This window comes from Streptomyces anandii JCM 4720, from assembly GCF_014650655.1.
In the GTDB taxonomy this organism is placed as follows: Bacteria; Actinomycetota; Actinomycetes; order Streptomycetales; family Streptomycetaceae; genus Streptomyces; species Streptomyces anandii.
On the sequence record NZ_BMVJ01000016.1, the window covers coordinates 88,159 to 102,396 of the forward strand.

Below are 14,238 nucleotides of genomic sequence, written 5' to 3' on the forward strand. Positions count from 1 at the left end.
CCCTTACGGGGAAGGTGAATCCTGTGACCGCGATACACGAGTGCCCCCACGGGGCGATAGGGTTACTCTGCCCGGGCCGGGTGGACTCGTACGGGTGGGGAGTGACATGGAGCAGATAACAGTGCGCAGCAGGGCCAGGGTCCCTGCGATCACCTGCGGAAGCAGCGCGACCAGCTCGCGCCTCGACCGCCATCTCTCGGTGCTGTCGGGACCGGCCGTCCCGCAGCGGGAGGCGGCCGAGGCGACGTCGCTGATGCGCGAGCTGACCGCGCGTGACGCGCGCGACCGCACGGGCAGGGGCGCACGGGTCGGCCGCGTGTCGCTGTTCGCACCGCTGCGCCGGCTGCGCCGCTCGCTGTTCGGCAGCCGCTGAGCGCTGCCGGCGCGACCCTCCGGCCCCCTCACCGGGCCCGCACTCAGGCCACCACACCGTCCCGGCGCAGCGCTGCGATCTCCTCGTCCGTCATCCCCACGGCACGCAGCAGCGCCCCGGTGTGCTGCCCGAGCGCGGGCACGTCACCCATGCGCGGCTCCGCCCCGCCCGGCAGCGTGATCGGCGGCAGCAGCGCTCTCAGCGGCCCGGCCGGCGTCCCCACCTCCCGCCACCGCTCACGGGCCGCCAGCTGCGGGTGCTCCGCCAGCTCGTGCACGTCCCGCAGCCGTGCGCAGGCGATGCCCGCCTCCGACAGCCGGGCCATGGCCTCGTCCGCGCCCATCCCGCCCAGCGCCTTGCCGACCAGTTCGTCGGTACGGTCCCGGTGCGCGACCCGCGCCGCGTTGGTGGCGAACGCCGGGTCCGTGCCCAACTCAGGCCGTCCGAGCACCTGTTCGGCGAGCCTGCGCCACTCCCGGTCGTTCTGCACCGACAGCAGCACCCGGCCGCCGTCCGCCGTCGGGTAGGCGTCGTAGGGCGCGATCACGGCGTGCGCGAGCCCGGTGCGGGCCGGGGCGGTCCCGCCGTGCATGGCGTGGTGCAGCGGGTGCCCCATCCACTCGGCGAGCGCCTCCAGCATCGACACCTCCACCGGGCCGCCCCGCCCGGTCGTGCCCCGCCGGACCAGGGCCGCGAGCACCCCCGAGAAGGCGTACATGGCCGCCGCGACGTCCGCCGCCGGGATGCCCGCCTTCACCGGCTGCTCCGGCGTCCCGGTCACCGACACCAGCCCCGCCTCGCACTGCACGAGCATGTCGTACGCCCGCTGCCCCGCGTACGGGCCGCCCGCGCCGTACCCGGAGATGTCCACCGCGACCAGCCTCGGGTGCGCCGCGCAGAGCGTGGCCGCGTCCAGGCCGAGGCGGGCCGCCGCGCCCTGGGCGAGGTTCTGCACGAACACGTCCGCCCCGGCGACCAGCCGCCGCACGACGGCCAGCCCGCGCGGGTCCTTGAGGTCGAGCGCGATCGACTCCTTGCCCCGGTTGCACCACACGAAGTGCGAGGCGAGCCCGGCGGCGGCGGTGTCGTAGCCGCGCGCGAAGTCGCCGCCGTCGATCCGCTCGACCTTCACCACCCGGGCCCCGAGATCGGCGAGCTGCCGGGTCGCGAACGGTGCCGAGACGGCCTGCTCGACGGCGACGACGGTGATGCCCTCCAGGGGCAGCGGGAGACCTTCCATGCCCGCGATCATGTCCCGCGACCGCCGCGTTTGTCAGCCCCGGCCGCGCCGCCCCGGCCGGTGTGCGGAGGGCCGGCTCACGGGCTGGGGGGCGGCGAAGCCGGTCGGGGGGTTGTCACTGGTCAGGGCTCGCCGCGGGTGCAGCGGTGGATGGCGAGGGGGGCGGACACCGCGAGGAGGACCGCGCACCAGGCCAGGGAGCCCGCGATCGGGTGGGCCACCGGCCAGGCGGCGCCGGTGGGGACCGGGGCGTTGCCGAAGAGGTCGCGCAGGGCGGTGGTCACCGCGCTGATCGGGTTCCACTCGGCGAGCGTGCGCAGCCACCCGGGCAGGTTGTCCGTGGGGATGTACGCGTTGGACAGCAGCGGCAGCACGAAGGTCGACGCGCCCAGCTGCCCGGCCGCCTCCTCGCTGCGGCTGAGCAGCCCGAGGAGGATCCCGATCCAGGTGCACGCGAACCGGAACAGCAGCAGCAGCCCCACCGCGCCCAGCACCCCTCCGGCCGAGCCCTCCACCCGCCAGCCCACGGCGAGCCCGGTCAGCAGCAGCGGCACCGTACCGATCGCCGTGACCACGAGGTCGGCCACCGCCTGTCCGAACGGCACGGCCGCCCGGCTCACCGGCATGGTGCGGAAGCGGTCCATCACGCCCCGGTGCGAGTCCTGGGCGGCCTGGAACATGCCCGTCATGACGCCCCCGGCCGCGGTCGCCACCAGCAGCCCGGGCACCAGGAACGAGCGGTACTCGCGGCCGGGCGTCGCGAGCGCGCTGCCGAAGACGTAGCCGAAGAACAGCAGCATGTTGATCGGCATGACCTGGGTGAGGACCGCCATCCCCGGGCTGTTGCGGACCCGCCGCAGCTGCCGCGCGACCATCGCCGTGCCGTCGTACACGAACGCGCTCATGCCGCGAGCTCCTCACTGCCACCGGGCTCCGAGGTGAGCCGCAGGAAGACGTCGTCGAGAGTGGGCGGTCTCAGGCTCGCGTCGAGCAGCGGCACGCCCGCCGCGTCGAGTTCGCGCACCAGCCGGGGAAGTGTCAGGGTCGGGTCCGTGGTGACGGCGCCGACGGCGCACCGGTCGTGGTCGAAGACCGGCTCGGCGCCCGTGAGCCGGTCGAGCACCCCGGCCGCCGCCGTCATCGCCTCGGCCCGTGCGACGACCGCCTCGGCGTGCGAGCCGACCAGCGCCTTGAGTTCGGCCGGCGACCCGGTGTGCGCGATACGGCCCCGGTCCACCAGGGCGACCTCGTCGGCGAGTTGGTCGGCCTCCTCCAGGTACTGGGTGGTCAGCACTACGGTGGTGCCCTGCTCCCGCAGCTCCCGCACGGTGTCCCAGACGCCGTTGCGGGCGGCCGGGTCGAGCCCCGTCGTCGGCTCGTCGAGGAACAGCACCCGCGGCCGCCGCAGCAGCCCGGCCGCGAGGTCGAGCCGGCGCCGCATGCCGCCCGAGTAGGTCGCCGCGCGCCGGCCGGCCGCCTCGGTGAGCCCGAACCGCTCCAGCAGCTCCTCCGTCCGCCCCGCCGCGTCCCGCACCCGGAGCAGCCGGGCGAACAGCCGCAGGTTCTGCCGCCCGGTGAGGTCGCCGTCGATCGAGGTCCGCTGCCCGGTGACGCCGATCAGGGCGCGCACGGCCGCCGGCTCGCGGACGAGGTCGTGGCCCGCGACCCGTGCCGAGCCCGCGTCGGGCCGCAGCAGCGTCGTCAGCAGCCGTACGGCGGTGGTCTTGCCCGCCCCGTTGCGCCCCAGGACCGCGCAGACGGTGCCCTCGGCGACCGCCAGGTCCAGCCCTCGGAGGGCGTGAACCTCCCCGAACCGTTTCTCCAGACCTTCACTAAGTACAGCGTACGTAGTCGTCATGACTCGACCATAGCGCACTACGTACGCCGTACGTAACTACGATGGTGGGCGAGGTGATGATCCATGGCTGGCCGAGGGGCCGAACCCGAGGTGATCTGGGCCCGTCCCGAACGGACGGGCCGGGGGCCGAAACCGGCGTACCGGCGCGGCGACATCGCGGCGGCCGCCGTGCGCCTCGCCGACGCCGGTGGCCTGGACGCCGTGTCCATGCGCCACGTGGCAGCCGAGCTCGGCTGCGGCACCATGTCGCTCTACAACTACGTCCCCCGCAAGGAGGACCTGTACGAGCTGATGGTGGACGCCGTCAGCGGCGAGCACGAGCTGTGGGAGCCGACCGGCGACTGGCGGGCCGACATGCTCCACGTGGGCCACCAGACCCGGGCCCTCATGCGCAGGCACCCCTGGCTGCCCCGCCTGATGTCGGGGATCTACGGGTTCAGCCCCAACGCCCTGCGCTACCTCGAGCACTGCCTGGCCTGCCTGGACCCGCTCGAGGTCTCCTACGGCACCAAGATGGAACTCGTCGCCATGCTCAACGCCGTGGTGACCATGTACGTGGCCAACGAACTGGCCGTCGCCGAGCGCACCCGCTCCCTGCCCTGGTCGGAGGAGCAGGAGACCGCCGTCCGGATCGCCTACCTGGGCTCCCAGGTCGCCACCGGCGCCTATCCGCGCCTCGCGGCGTGCTTCACCGAGGGTGCCGGCCCGGTCGACCTGGAGGCGGTCTTCGAGCGGGCCCTCGGGCGGGTGCTGGACGGCTTCACGCCGCGCGGCTGATCCGGCCGCCGGTCCGCCGCGGCCGTCAGATCAGGGCGAACTGGCCCTCCGGGCCCTCCTCGTGGTGGTCCAGCACGGAGGCGGGGCGGCGGGACGCCGCCGGCACCGGGAGGACGCCCGCGGAACGCAGGTCCGCGGGGGCGATCCGGTCCGCGACCGTCAAGCGCTCCAGTCTGGGCCGCAGTTCGGCGAGGAGGGCCAGGACCGCGATCAGCTCCAGGAGCTCCGACGTCCACGCCTGGGGCCAGGTCGCCGGGCGGATCGCCGTCAGCGTGCCCGGCTCGCCCTCCGCCGTGCGGGCCGCGAACCACTGCTCCAGCACCCGTGCGCCGTCCGCCTCGAAGTCCCAGGCCTCGGGCGGCACCGGCGCGACACGGCCCTCGTCGAGGTGCAGGGTCTCCTCGTCCCGGTCGTAGCCCAGGGTCAGCGGCCGGGCCGGCAGGGGCGCGCGCACATAGGGGCGGCGGCCGCCGGGGAGCTTGGGACGGTCGCCGTCGCGGCGCATCAGCCACAGCATGCGGCGGCCCAGCTCCACGCCCTCCGCCCACACCCCCGCGTCGGCAGTCAGCGGGACGGCCGGTCCGTGCGGCCCCGGACGCGCCGAGGCCAGCGCCCAGGCCAGGACGTCGGCCGGCGCGGGAGCGTGTCCGAGGCGGGCGGCGAGGAACTCCGTCAGGCCCGGCGCCAGGTTCGGCTCCTCGCCGCCCGGACGGCGGTACAGGGGGCGGACGCGGCCCGGGCGCGCCAGGGGCAGCAGGGACGTGGCGAGGAGGGCCGGGCCCGCGGTCCCGGCGGGGGTCTCCAGCACGAAGACCTGGTGGGCGTCCGCCACCCGCCACAGCTCCGGCCTGGCCGCGTCGATCAGCCGCTGATCGGGGATCAGCCACTGCTCGTCGAACGGCGCCACCAGGACCCGTACCGGCTCCGGGCAGGGGCCCGAGGCGCGGATCAGCTTCTCCGTTCCGGCCGGCCGTCCCGGCAGCTGGCCGACCGCGGTGTACGGCGTCCGGGAGCGCGTCGGCCCGAACAGCGCCTCGCGGTCGGGCCCCTCGGCCTTCAGCAGCGCCTCCCAACGGGCCTTCAGACAGTCCGCGTCCGGCGCCACCGGCCACGCCCGGCCGAGCCGTGGCGGCGCGACGGACCACGGCATGAGGTCGCCCAGCGGCACAGCGTCGTCGTGCGTCACGCCGGGCATCGTACGACCTGCCACGACGGCCGGTCAGGTGGCGTCGAGCGTGACGGTGAAGGAGAAGCGGTCCCCGCGGTAATGGATGACCGCCACGTCCAGTGGCCGCCCCGCCGTGTCGTAGGTGACGCCCGTGTAGTGCAGGATCGGGCTGAGCAGGGGCACTTGGAGCAGCCGTGCGGTCTCCGGGTCGGCCAGCCGCGCCTCGACGGTGTCGGTGATCCGGCTGATGCCGGCGCCCACCACGTCCCGCAGCACCTTGGTCATCGGCCAGCGCACCAGGTCCTCGGGGGCTATCCGGCCGGCCAGTTCCGGACGGACGTAGTTGCGGGCGTGGTTGGTCGGCTCACCGGTCTTCTCGTCGCTGCGCAGCCGGTGGTACGCGGCCACCTCCTCCAGATCCGGGAAGTGGTCGGCGAGTTCGGCGGGCACGGGCGCCGTGCCGTGGTCCAGCAGCTCGGTCGTCATACCGGACTGCTGGGCCACGATGGCGTCCACCGAGCCCAGCAGCCTTACGGGAGCGCCCCGTCGGACCCCGGGCTCGATGAACGTGCCGCGCCGCCGGTGACGGGAGATCAGCCCCTCGTCCTCCAGCTCCTTCAGCGCCTGCCGCATGGTGAGCACGCTCACCCCGTAGTGCCCGGCCAGTTGCTCCTCGGTGGGCAGCCGCAGTGGGTCCCGCGGGGAGCGGCCGAGGATCGAGGCGCGCAGCGACTGCGACACCTGGTACCACAGCGGCAGCTTGCGGTTCAGGACGATCGAATCCGGGGCGAAGGAGGTCACGGGCCATCCGTACCGGTAGGGAATGATCAGTGCAAGGGGCGGAAGTGGCGCTCGAGGCCCTGCCAGACGTCGTCGTAGCGCTGCTGGAGGTGCTCGGCGCGGGCCGCGTGCGGGGTGAGGGTCAGCGGCCAGCGCGTCTCGAACATGAACGCCAGCCCGTCGTCGACCTTCTGCGGCCGCAGCTCCGCCGCGCTCGCCCGGTCGAACGTCTCCCGGTCCGGACCGTGCGCCGACATCATGTTGTGCAGCGAGCCGCCGCCCGGGACGAAGCCCTCCGCCTTCGCGTCGTAGGCGCCCTCGATCAGGCCCATGTACTCGCTCATCACGTTCCGGTGGAAGTACGGCGGCCGGAAGGTGTCCTCGCCCACCAGCCAGCGCGGCGCGAAGACCACGAAGTCCACGCCGGCCAGGCCCGGGGTGTCGCTCGGCGAGGTCAGCACGGTGAAGATCGACGGGTCCGGGTGGTCGTAGGAGATCGTGCCGATCACATTGAAGCGGCGCAGGTCGTAGACGTACGGGACGTGGTTGCCGTGCCAGGCGACGACGTCGAGGGGGGAGTGGTCGTAGGTGGCGGTCCACAGGTTGCCGCAGAACTTGTTCACCACCTCCACCGGGCCGTCGGTGTCCTCGTAGGCGGCGACCGGGGCCATGAAGTCACGGGCGTTGGCGAGGCCGTTGGCGCCGATGGGGCCGAGGTCGGGCAGCCGGAAGGGGGCGCCGTAGTTCTCGCAGACGTAGCCCCTGGCCGCGTCGTCGAGCAGTTCCACCCGGAAGCGCACCCCGCGCGGGATCAGCGCCACGTGGCCGGGCTCCGCGTGCAGCAGGCCGAACTCCGTCCGCAGCAGCAGCCCGCCGCGCTCGGGGACGATCAGCAGCTCGCCGTCCGCGTCGCTGAAGACGCGCTCCATCGAGGAGTTGGCGTGATACAGGTGCACGGCCATGCCGGTGCGCTGGGTGGCGTCGCCGTTGCCGCCGAGGGTCCACAGGCCGGCCAGGAAGTCGGTGCCGGGCGCGGGCTCGGGCAGCGGGTTCCAGCGCAGGCGGTTGGGGTCGGGCACCGTCTGGTTGAACGGCGCCGTGCGCAGCGGGCCGTTGCCGCGGCGGGTGAACGCCGGGTGGGCGGCCGAGGGGCGGATGCGGTACAGCCACGAGCGGCGGTTGTACGCCCTCGGCTCGGTGAACGCCGAACCGCTCAGCTGCTCCGCGTACAGCCCGAGGGGGGCGCGTTGCGGGGAGTTGCGGCCCTCGGGCAGCGCGCCCGGAACCGCCTCGGAGCTGTGCTCGTTGCCGAAACCGGAGAGGTAGGCCAGTTTCTCGGCGGTCTTGCGTGCGTCCCCGCTCATGATCGCTCCCTTGCAACCTGATTCCTATGGGACACCGTAGGATTGCGTTTTCTCCCGCGCAAGGGGTACTCCGGACCTCCTTCCCGGGGAGGGGCCGGAACCAGACTCCAGGGGGATGAGACCGCCCCGTCCGGCGTTCTACGCTCCCCGGCATGTCGTCGTGGACGCGCGGACCCCTCACGGCGCTCGCCGTCTGTCTCCTGCTGCTCGCCGGTGCGGCGGGCTGCGGCTCGGGCGCTGCGCGAGGGGATGGTGGGGGCGGTTCGGCCGCGCCGGCGGGAAAGCTCCTGGACCACACCGACGAGGCGGGGCGGCGCTACCGCGAGGTGGGCCGCGAGAGCGCGCCCGAGGTCGGGGTCGAGGTGCAGCCGGACGCCGGAGGCGGCTGGGACCTGCGGCTGACCGTGCGCCGCTTCCGCTTCTCGCCGGCCGGCACGGCGGCCCGGGCGGTGGCCGGGCGCGGGCTCGCCCACCTGCTGGTGGACGGCCGCCTCGTCTGCCGTCTGCGCACCCCGGAGTACCACCTCGCCGCCCGCCTCGTCCCGCGCGGCACCCACCACGTCACGGCCCGCCTGTACGCCGACGACGAGACGGTGTGGGCGGTGAAGGGCAGGCCGGTGCAGAGCACGGCCGACGTCACGTCCTCGGAACCCGAGCCGGACCCGAACGGATCCCCCGCCGGGGGTTCGTCGGGCGCCTCATCGGGGCCGTGACGGGCGGGTCTGTCGTATGGCTGAGCTGACTGACATGACCATGCCATTACCGGTCCTTGGGTGGAGTTTGGAAGGGCCATGAATGAGTCGTGACCGGCGCCTTTCCCGGCCCGGGGGTCCGGATCCCGCCCTCGTACGCGAGGGGCGAGCTTCACCCGGCCGACGGGGGACGGCATCATGAGGGCCGTGCCCCACGCGACCCCGCTCCGTCGCGCGCCCGTGCAGCGGCGCAGCGCCGAACGGCTGACCAGGATCCTCGACGCGTGCGCCGACCTCCTCGACGAGGTCGGCTACGACGCGCTGAGCACGCGCGCCGTCGCCGTACGGGCCGGTGTGCCCATCGGCTCCGTGTACCGCTTCTTCGGCAACAAGCGGGCGATGGCCGACGCGCTGGCCCAGCGCAACCTGGAGCGGTACACGGAGCGCGTCGGGAAGCGGCTGCGCGACACGGGGGAGGCGGGCTGGCGCGCGGCGATGGACGCGGTGCTCGACGAGTACCTGGCGATGAAGCGGACCGCGCCCGGCTTCTCCCTGGTCGACTTCGGCAACCAGATCCCGGTCGGCGCGGGGCAGTCCCAGCCCAACCGCCGGGTCGCCGACCGCCTCACCGGCCTGCTCTCGGGCTACCTGCACCGCGAGCCCGACGACGACCTGCGCCGCACCTTCCTGATCGCCGTCGAGACCGCCGACACCCTCATCCAGCTCGCCTTCCGCGTCGACCCGGAGGGCGACGAGAAGATCATCGCCGAGATGCGCGAAATGCTGCGCGCCTACCTGGGCCGCGTGCTCGACTGACGGCGCGGAGCCGGCCCCCGGCCCGGGACATCGCGTCGACGAAGGGCTCCCCTCCATGCATACCGGTCGGTATGCTCTGCGCACGCCGTTGCCGCGAACTTCACCGGGAGGCCCCGTGTCCCGCACCGCCCTGCGAATCTGCCCTCTGTGCGAGGCCACCTGCGGGCTGACGCTCACCATCGACGGAACCCGCGTGACCGGCGCGCGCGGTGACCGCGACGACGTGTTCAGCAAGGGGTTCATCTGCCCGAAGGGCGCCTCCTTCGGCGCCGTGGACGGCGATCCCGACCGGCTGCGCACCCCCCTGGTGCGCCGGGACGGCGAACTGCGCGAGGCCACCTGGGAGGAGGCGTTCGACGCGGTCGCCGCCGGGATACGGCCGGTCGTCGAGCGGTACGGGCCGCACTCCGTCGGCGTCGTCCTCGGCAACCCCAACGTGCACACCGTGGCCGGCGCCCTGTACCCGCCCGTCCTGCTCGCCGCCCTCGGCACCCGCAGCCTCTTCACCGCCTCCACCCTCGACCAGATGCCCAAGCACGTCTCCAGCGGGCTGCTCTACGGCGACGCCAACGCCATCCCCGTACCGGATCTCGACCACACCGACCACTTGCTCCTCATCGGCGCCAACCCCCTGGAGTCCAACGGGAGTCTGTGCACCGCCCCCGACTTCCCCGGCAAGCTCAAGGCGCTCAAGGCCCGCGGCGGCACCCTCACGGTCGTCGACCCGCGCCGCACCCGCACCGCCCGGCTCGCCGACCGGCACATAGCCGTCCGGCCGGGCGCCGACGCCCTGCTCCTCGCGGCCATGGCCCATGTGCTCCTGGAGGAGGACCTCGCCGACCTGAAGGACCTCGCCCCGCACGTCGAGGGTCTGCCCGAACTCCGGGACGCGGTACGCGACTTCGCCCCCGAGGCCGTCGCCGCCGCCTGCGACGTGGACGCCGCCGTGATCCGCACCCTCGCCCGCGAACTCGCCGCCGCTCCCACCGCCGCCGTCTACGGCCGCATAGGCAGCTGCACCGTCCCGCACGGCACCCTGGCCAGCTGGCTGGTGGACGTCCTCAACATCCTCACCGGCAACCTCGACCGCCCCGGCGGCGCCCTCTTCCCGCAGGCCGCCACCGACAGGACCCCCCGCCCGGCCGGACCCGGCCGCGGGTTCGCGCTCGGCCGCTGGCACTCCCGCGTCGCCGGCCACCCCGAGGCCAAGGGCGAGCTGCCGATCTCCGCGCTCGCCGAGGAGATCGACACCGCCACCGACGAGGGCGAGCCGGTCCGGGCCCTGGTCTGCGTGGCCGCCAACCCCGTGCTGTCCGCCCCCGACGGCGACCGGCTCGACAAGGCGCTCGGTTCCCTGGACTTCATGGTGAGCGTCGACCCGTACCTCAACGAGACCTCGCGCCACGCCGATGTCGTGCTGCCCCCGCCCCCGCCCGCGCAGAGCCCGCACCACGACTTCGCGTTCAACACCCTCGCCGTGCGCAACCAGGTCCGCTACACCCGCCCGGCCGTCCCCCTCGAGCCCGGCCGGATGGCCGAGACCGAAATCCTGGCCCGGCTGATCCTCGCCGTCACCGATTGGGGTCTCCCCTGCTCGAGCGAAGACGAGAACTCGGGGAAGCACGGCGCCGATCCGGCGGCCGTGGACGCCATGGTGATCGAGCAGAGCCTCGGCAAGGCGGCGAAGGACCCGCACTCGCCCGTGCACGGCCGCGACCCGCGCGACCTCGCCGCACGGCTCACCGGCGTCGACGGCCCCGAGCGGCGGCTGGACATGATGCTGCGCCTCGGCCCGTACGGCGACGGCTTCGGCGCCCGCCCCGACGGGCTGAGCCTGGAGAAGCTCCTCGCCCACCCGCACGGCATCGACCTCGGACCGCTGCGGCCCCGCCTGCCCCAGCCGCTGCGGACCCGCTCCGGCAGGATCGAGCTGCTGCCCGCGCCGATCGCCGGCGACCTGCCCCGCCTGCGCGCGGCCCGGCAGGCGAGCCCGGCCGCGCTGGTCCTCGTCGGCCGCCGTCACCTGCGCTCCAACAACAGCTGGATGCACAACGTGCCCGCCCTCACCGGCGGTTCCAACCGCTGCACCGTGCACATCCACCCCGACGACGCCGGCCGCCTCGGCATCGCCGACGGCGCCCCGGTGCGCGTCAAGGGCGCCGGCGGCGAGGTGACGGCGCCCGCCGAGGTCACCGCCGACGTGCGCCCCGGAGTGGTGAGCCTGCCGCACGGCTGGGGCCACGACCGCCCCGGCACCCGGCTGGCGCACGCGGCCACCGATCCCGGCGTCAACGTCAACCAGCTCCTCGACGGCAGCCTGCTCGACCCGCTCTCGGGCAACGCGGTGCTCAACGGTGTGCCCGTCGAGCTGGCCCCCGTGGGCTGAGGCGGCGGCTGGGCCGGACGGGGGACATCGGACGGCGTGTCGGCGTGGGTGCCGCTCATCTCCGGGGCGGACGTGAAAGAGAGTCAGGTGAAAGAGCGATTTGTATGAAAATCGTCTGACTCTGAGGAGCGCGCATGCCCACCCTGACACTCCCACGCATCCTCGGCTCCCGCGTCGGTGCCGCCGCCGCTCTCACGGCCCTGACGGCGGCGGGTGCCGCGTGGATGGCGGCGCCCGCCATGGCCGCCCCCGGTGACGACGGCGACATCAAGATCCACCGCGTGGGCGTGCCCTTCGGTGTCTCGAAGGACGACCCGGTGGTCTGCCGGTTCTATCTCGACGGCGTCAACTTCGACAGCCTCACCCGCCTCACCTACATGATCCAGGCCAACCCCCCGCTGCCCAGCACGGCCACCGTGACCGGCACCCTCGTCCTCGCCGGCGGCGCCGGGCACAGTGACCCGATCAGCCTGACCGACGGGCAGTACACGCTCATGTGGACCGTGCCCACCGGCACCCCCAAGGTGAAGATCTTCCGCGTCAACTGCCGCGAGGAGAACGCACGCAACGAGGGCGCCCAGGGGCCCGGCCGGCAGATCGAGGACCAGGGGCGCGGCGAGGACCAGGGGCGAGGCAACGAGGACCCGCGCGGAGGAGCCGCCTCCGGCAAGGACGACCGCGAGGGCCCGCCCAAGGGTGGCGTCCACGCCGGCGGCGGCGGGCTGGCCCGCACGGCCGACGCCTTCTCGCCGCTGACCGGCGCCGCGGCCGTCGGCCTCGTGGTGGTCAGCGGGGTCGTGTACTTCCGGCTGATCCGCCGGCGCCCCCATGGCGCCGCGTAGGCGCCGACGCAGGCCCTGGCACCGGACCCGCGCCTACCGACTCGCCAGGACGGCCGTGCTCGCGGTCGTCCTGGTCACGGCGGGGGTCCGGTGCGGGGGGCACCACGAGCAGACGGCCCCGGCCCACGCCGCGGGCCCGGCCACCCTGGCCCCGTCCGGCTCGGCGGCCTCCCCCCGCCCACCGGGCTCCTCCGGCGGCAGCCGCGCGAGCGCGCGGGAGGGCGACCGGTCCACCCCGTCCGCCGGTAGGGCACCGTCCTCGCCCCCGCCCGCACCCCTGCCCAGGTCCCGCGCCGTCTCCCTGCGCATCCCCTCCCTCGGCATCGACGCCCCCGTCATCGGCGTGGGCCTGGACAAGGACCGCCGGCTGGAGACGCCCCCGGTCGACAAGCCGAAACTCGTCGGCTGGTACACGGGCGGCCCCACGCCCGGCGAGGCCGGCACCGCGGTCGCGGTCGGGCACCGCGACACCACCACCGGCGCCGCCGTCTTCGCCGCGCTCGGCCAGGTCGAACCCGGCCGCCACATCGAGGTCCGGCGCGAGGACGGCCGTACCGCCGTCTACACCGTGGACAAGGTGCGGGTCTTCGACAAGAGCCGCTTCCCCGACAAGGAGGTGTACGGTCCCGTCCACCGGCCCGAACTCCGCGTCATCACCTGCGGCGGCCTCTACACCCGCAGGGCCGGCTACTCCAGCAACGTGGTCGTCTTCGCCCACCTGACGTCGGCGGCCTGAGACCCCGGGCGCTGTCCCTGAATCCGATCGTCCGCTTTCTCACCAGGTGGACTCGTGCGCCCGATCACGACCGGTGTCTTCCCCCGGGCGCGCACATTCCGTTAACTTCCGTGACTCACACGCCCCGTACGACCCGCACGAGGCGTCCGACCGCGGAGCACCAGCGCTCCCGGTGAGTGAGTCCCGGGGGCAGCCCTCATGACACGCGCCATCTCTCTGCACGACGTGAGCAAGACCTACACCAAGGGCGTCCGGGTGGTGGACCGGCTCTCCCTCGACATCGCGCCCGGCGAGTTCCTGGTGCTGCTCGGGCCCTCGGGCTGCGGCAAGTCCACCGTGCTCAGGATGATCGCCGGACTGGAGGAGATCACCGAGGGGCAGTTGCTCCTCGACGGCGAGTACGGCAACGACCTGCCGCCGTCCGGGCGGGACATGGCGATGGTCTTCCAGAACTTCGCGCTCTACCCCAACATGACCAGCCGCGACAACATCGGCTTCCCGCTGCGCATCGAGTCGCCCGGGGCCGACCCGCGCCACCGCGTCGACGCCACCGCCCGGATGCTCGGCATCGAGGACCTCCTCGAACGCTTCCCCAGCCAGCTCTCCGGAGGCGAACGCCAGCGCGTCGCCATGGGCCGTGCCATCGCCCGCCACCCCTCCGCCTTCCTGATGGACGAGCCGCTGTCCAACCTCGACGCCAAGCTCCGCAACCACCTGCGCGCCGAGATCGCCAAGCTGACCCGGGAGCTGGGCGTCACCACGGTCTACGTCACCCACGACCAGGCCGAGGCCATGTCGCTGGGCGACCGGGTCGCGGTCCTGCGCGGCGGGGTGCTCCAGCAGGTCGACACCCCGCGCGCCGTCTACGCGCTGCCCCGCAACGTCTTCGTCGCCGCCTTCATCGGCACCCCCCGCATCAACCTGCTGCGCGGCCTGGTGCGCGCCCCGCTGGACGGGGCCATGACCATCAGCCTCGGCAAGCAGTTCCTGCGGCTGCCCGAACCGCTGTCCCTGGACCACCAGTTGCTCCGCGTCCAGCAGGGCCGCGAGGTGATCGTGGGCCTGCGCTCGGAGGCCGTGCGCATCTCCCCCAGGTTCTCGGCTTCGCTCGAACAGGGGGGACCCCCATCGCCCTCCTTCGCCCGGCCCGGCGAGGTGGCGATCACCGGGCTGGTGGAGCACATGGAGTTCCAGGGGCACGAGGTC

General features: G+C 73.9%; 14 protein-coding genes. 8 read left to right on the top strand and 6 right to left on the bottom strand.

The window, feature by feature from the left end:
- Positions 1 to 106: 106 nt before the first annotated feature.
- A complete protein-coding gene (locus tag IE249_RS25635) occupies positions 107 to 373 on the top strand; it encodes a hypothetical protein (protein WP_189708326.1) in 267 nt (88 codons plus the stop codon).
- A 43-nt stretch (positions 374 to 416) separates the two neighbouring features.
- Here IE249_RS25635 and IE249_RS25640 read toward each other — a convergent pair whose 3' ends face one another.
- From IE249_RS25640 to IE249_RS25650, 3 genes are all read right to left on the bottom strand, one after another.
- The gene (locus tag IE249_RS25640; protein ID WP_189708328.1) at positions 417 to 1,613 is read right to left on the bottom strand and encodes a CaiB/BaiF CoA transferase family protein; all 1,197 of its coding nucleotides are present in this window, start codon (positions 1,611 to 1,613) and stop codon (positions 417 to 419) included.
- A 122-nt stretch (positions 1,614 to 1,735) separates the two neighbouring features.
- Complete coding sequence (locus tag IE249_RS25645; RefSeq protein ID WP_189708330.1) at positions 1,736 to 2,518, bottom strand: ABC transporter permease; 783 nt, start codon at positions 2,516 to 2,518, stop codon at positions 1,736 to 1,738.
- Positions 2,515 to 3,471 carry an ATP-binding cassette domain-containing protein gene (locus tag IE249_RS25650; protein WP_189708332.1) on the bottom strand — a complete coding sequence of 319 codons (957 nt, stop codon included), beginning with the start codon at positions 3,469 to 3,471 and terminating at the stop codon, positions 2,515 to 2,517. The genes IE249_RS25645 and IE249_RS25650 overlap by 4 nt, the downstream gene beginning before the upstream one ends.
- 63 nt (positions 3,472 to 3,534) lie before the next feature.
- Between IE249_RS25650 and IE249_RS25655 the strand changes: the two genes are divergently transcribed.
- Positions 3,535 to 4,248, top strand: a complete 714-nt coding sequence (locus IE249_RS25655) for a TetR/AcrR family transcriptional regulator (RefSeq protein WP_189708334.1) — start codon at positions 3,535 to 3,537, stop codon at positions 4,246 to 4,248.
- 25 nt (positions 4,249 to 4,273) lie between these two features.
- On the opposite strand, the gene IE249_RS25660 is transcribed toward IE249_RS25655, so the two are convergent.
- The 3 genes from IE249_RS25660 to hmgA are packed head-to-tail and all read right to left on the bottom strand — an operon-like array spanning position 4,274 to position 7,560.
- Positions 4,274 to 5,443: a type ISP restriction/modification enzyme gene (locus tag IE249_RS25660; RefSeq protein ID WP_189708336.1), complete on the bottom strand. Its 1,170-nt coding sequence runs from the start codon at positions 5,441 to 5,443 to the stop codon at positions 4,274 to 4,276.
- A 24-nt stretch (positions 5,444 to 5,467) separates the two neighbouring features.
- On the bottom strand, positions 5,468 to 6,217 hold the full coding sequence (locus IE249_RS25665; protein ID WP_189708338.1) for a GntR family transcriptional regulator: 750 nt from the start codon (positions 6,215 to 6,217) through the stop codon (positions 5,468 to 5,470).
- 26 nt (positions 6,218 to 6,243) lie between these two features.
- Positions 6,244 to 7,560, bottom strand: coding sequence for a homogentisate 1,2-dioxygenase (hmgA, locus tag IE249_RS25670; protein WP_189708340.1), 1,317 nt, complete (start codon positions 7,558 to 7,560; stop codon positions 6,244 to 6,246).
- Positions 7,561 to 7,712: 152 nt separating this feature from the next.
- Between hmgA and IE249_RS25675 the strand changes: the two genes are divergently transcribed.
- The 6 genes from IE249_RS25675 to IE249_RS25700 all read left to right on the top strand — a co-directional run.
- Positions 7,713 to 8,273, top strand: coding sequence for a hypothetical protein (locus tag IE249_RS25675; RefSeq protein WP_189708342.1), 561 nt, complete (start codon positions 7,713 to 7,715; stop codon positions 8,271 to 8,273).
- Between the two features lie 177 nt (positions 8,274 to 8,450).
- A complete protein-coding gene (locus IE249_RS25680) occupies positions 8,451 to 9,068 on the top strand; it encodes a TetR/AcrR family transcriptional regulator (protein WP_189708344.1) in 618 nt (205 codons plus the stop codon).
- 115 nt (positions 9,069 to 9,183) lie between these two features.
- Entirely contained in the window at positions 9,184 to 11,454 is a 2,271-nt protein-coding gene (locus IE249_RS25685; RefSeq protein WP_189708346.1) for a molybdopterin oxidoreductase family protein, read from the top strand.
- A 134-nt stretch (positions 11,455 to 11,588) separates the two neighbouring features.
- On the top strand, positions 11,589 to 12,296 hold the full coding sequence (locus tag IE249_RS25690; RefSeq protein WP_189708348.1) for a hypothetical protein: 708 nt from the start codon (positions 11,589 to 11,591) through the stop codon (positions 12,294 to 12,296).
- On the top strand, positions 12,283 to 13,032 hold the full coding sequence (locus tag IE249_RS25695; RefSeq protein WP_189708350.1) for a class F sortase: 750 nt from the start codon (positions 12,283 to 12,285) through the stop codon (positions 13,030 to 13,032). The genes IE249_RS25690 and IE249_RS25695 overlap by 14 nt, the downstream gene beginning before the upstream one ends.
- A gap of 198 nt (positions 13,033 to 13,230) precedes the next feature.
- Positions 13,231 to 14,238: ABC transporter ATP-binding protein (locus IE249_RS25700; RefSeq protein ID WP_229859260.1), on the top strand; the 1,008-nt coding region annotated here is incomplete at its 3' end.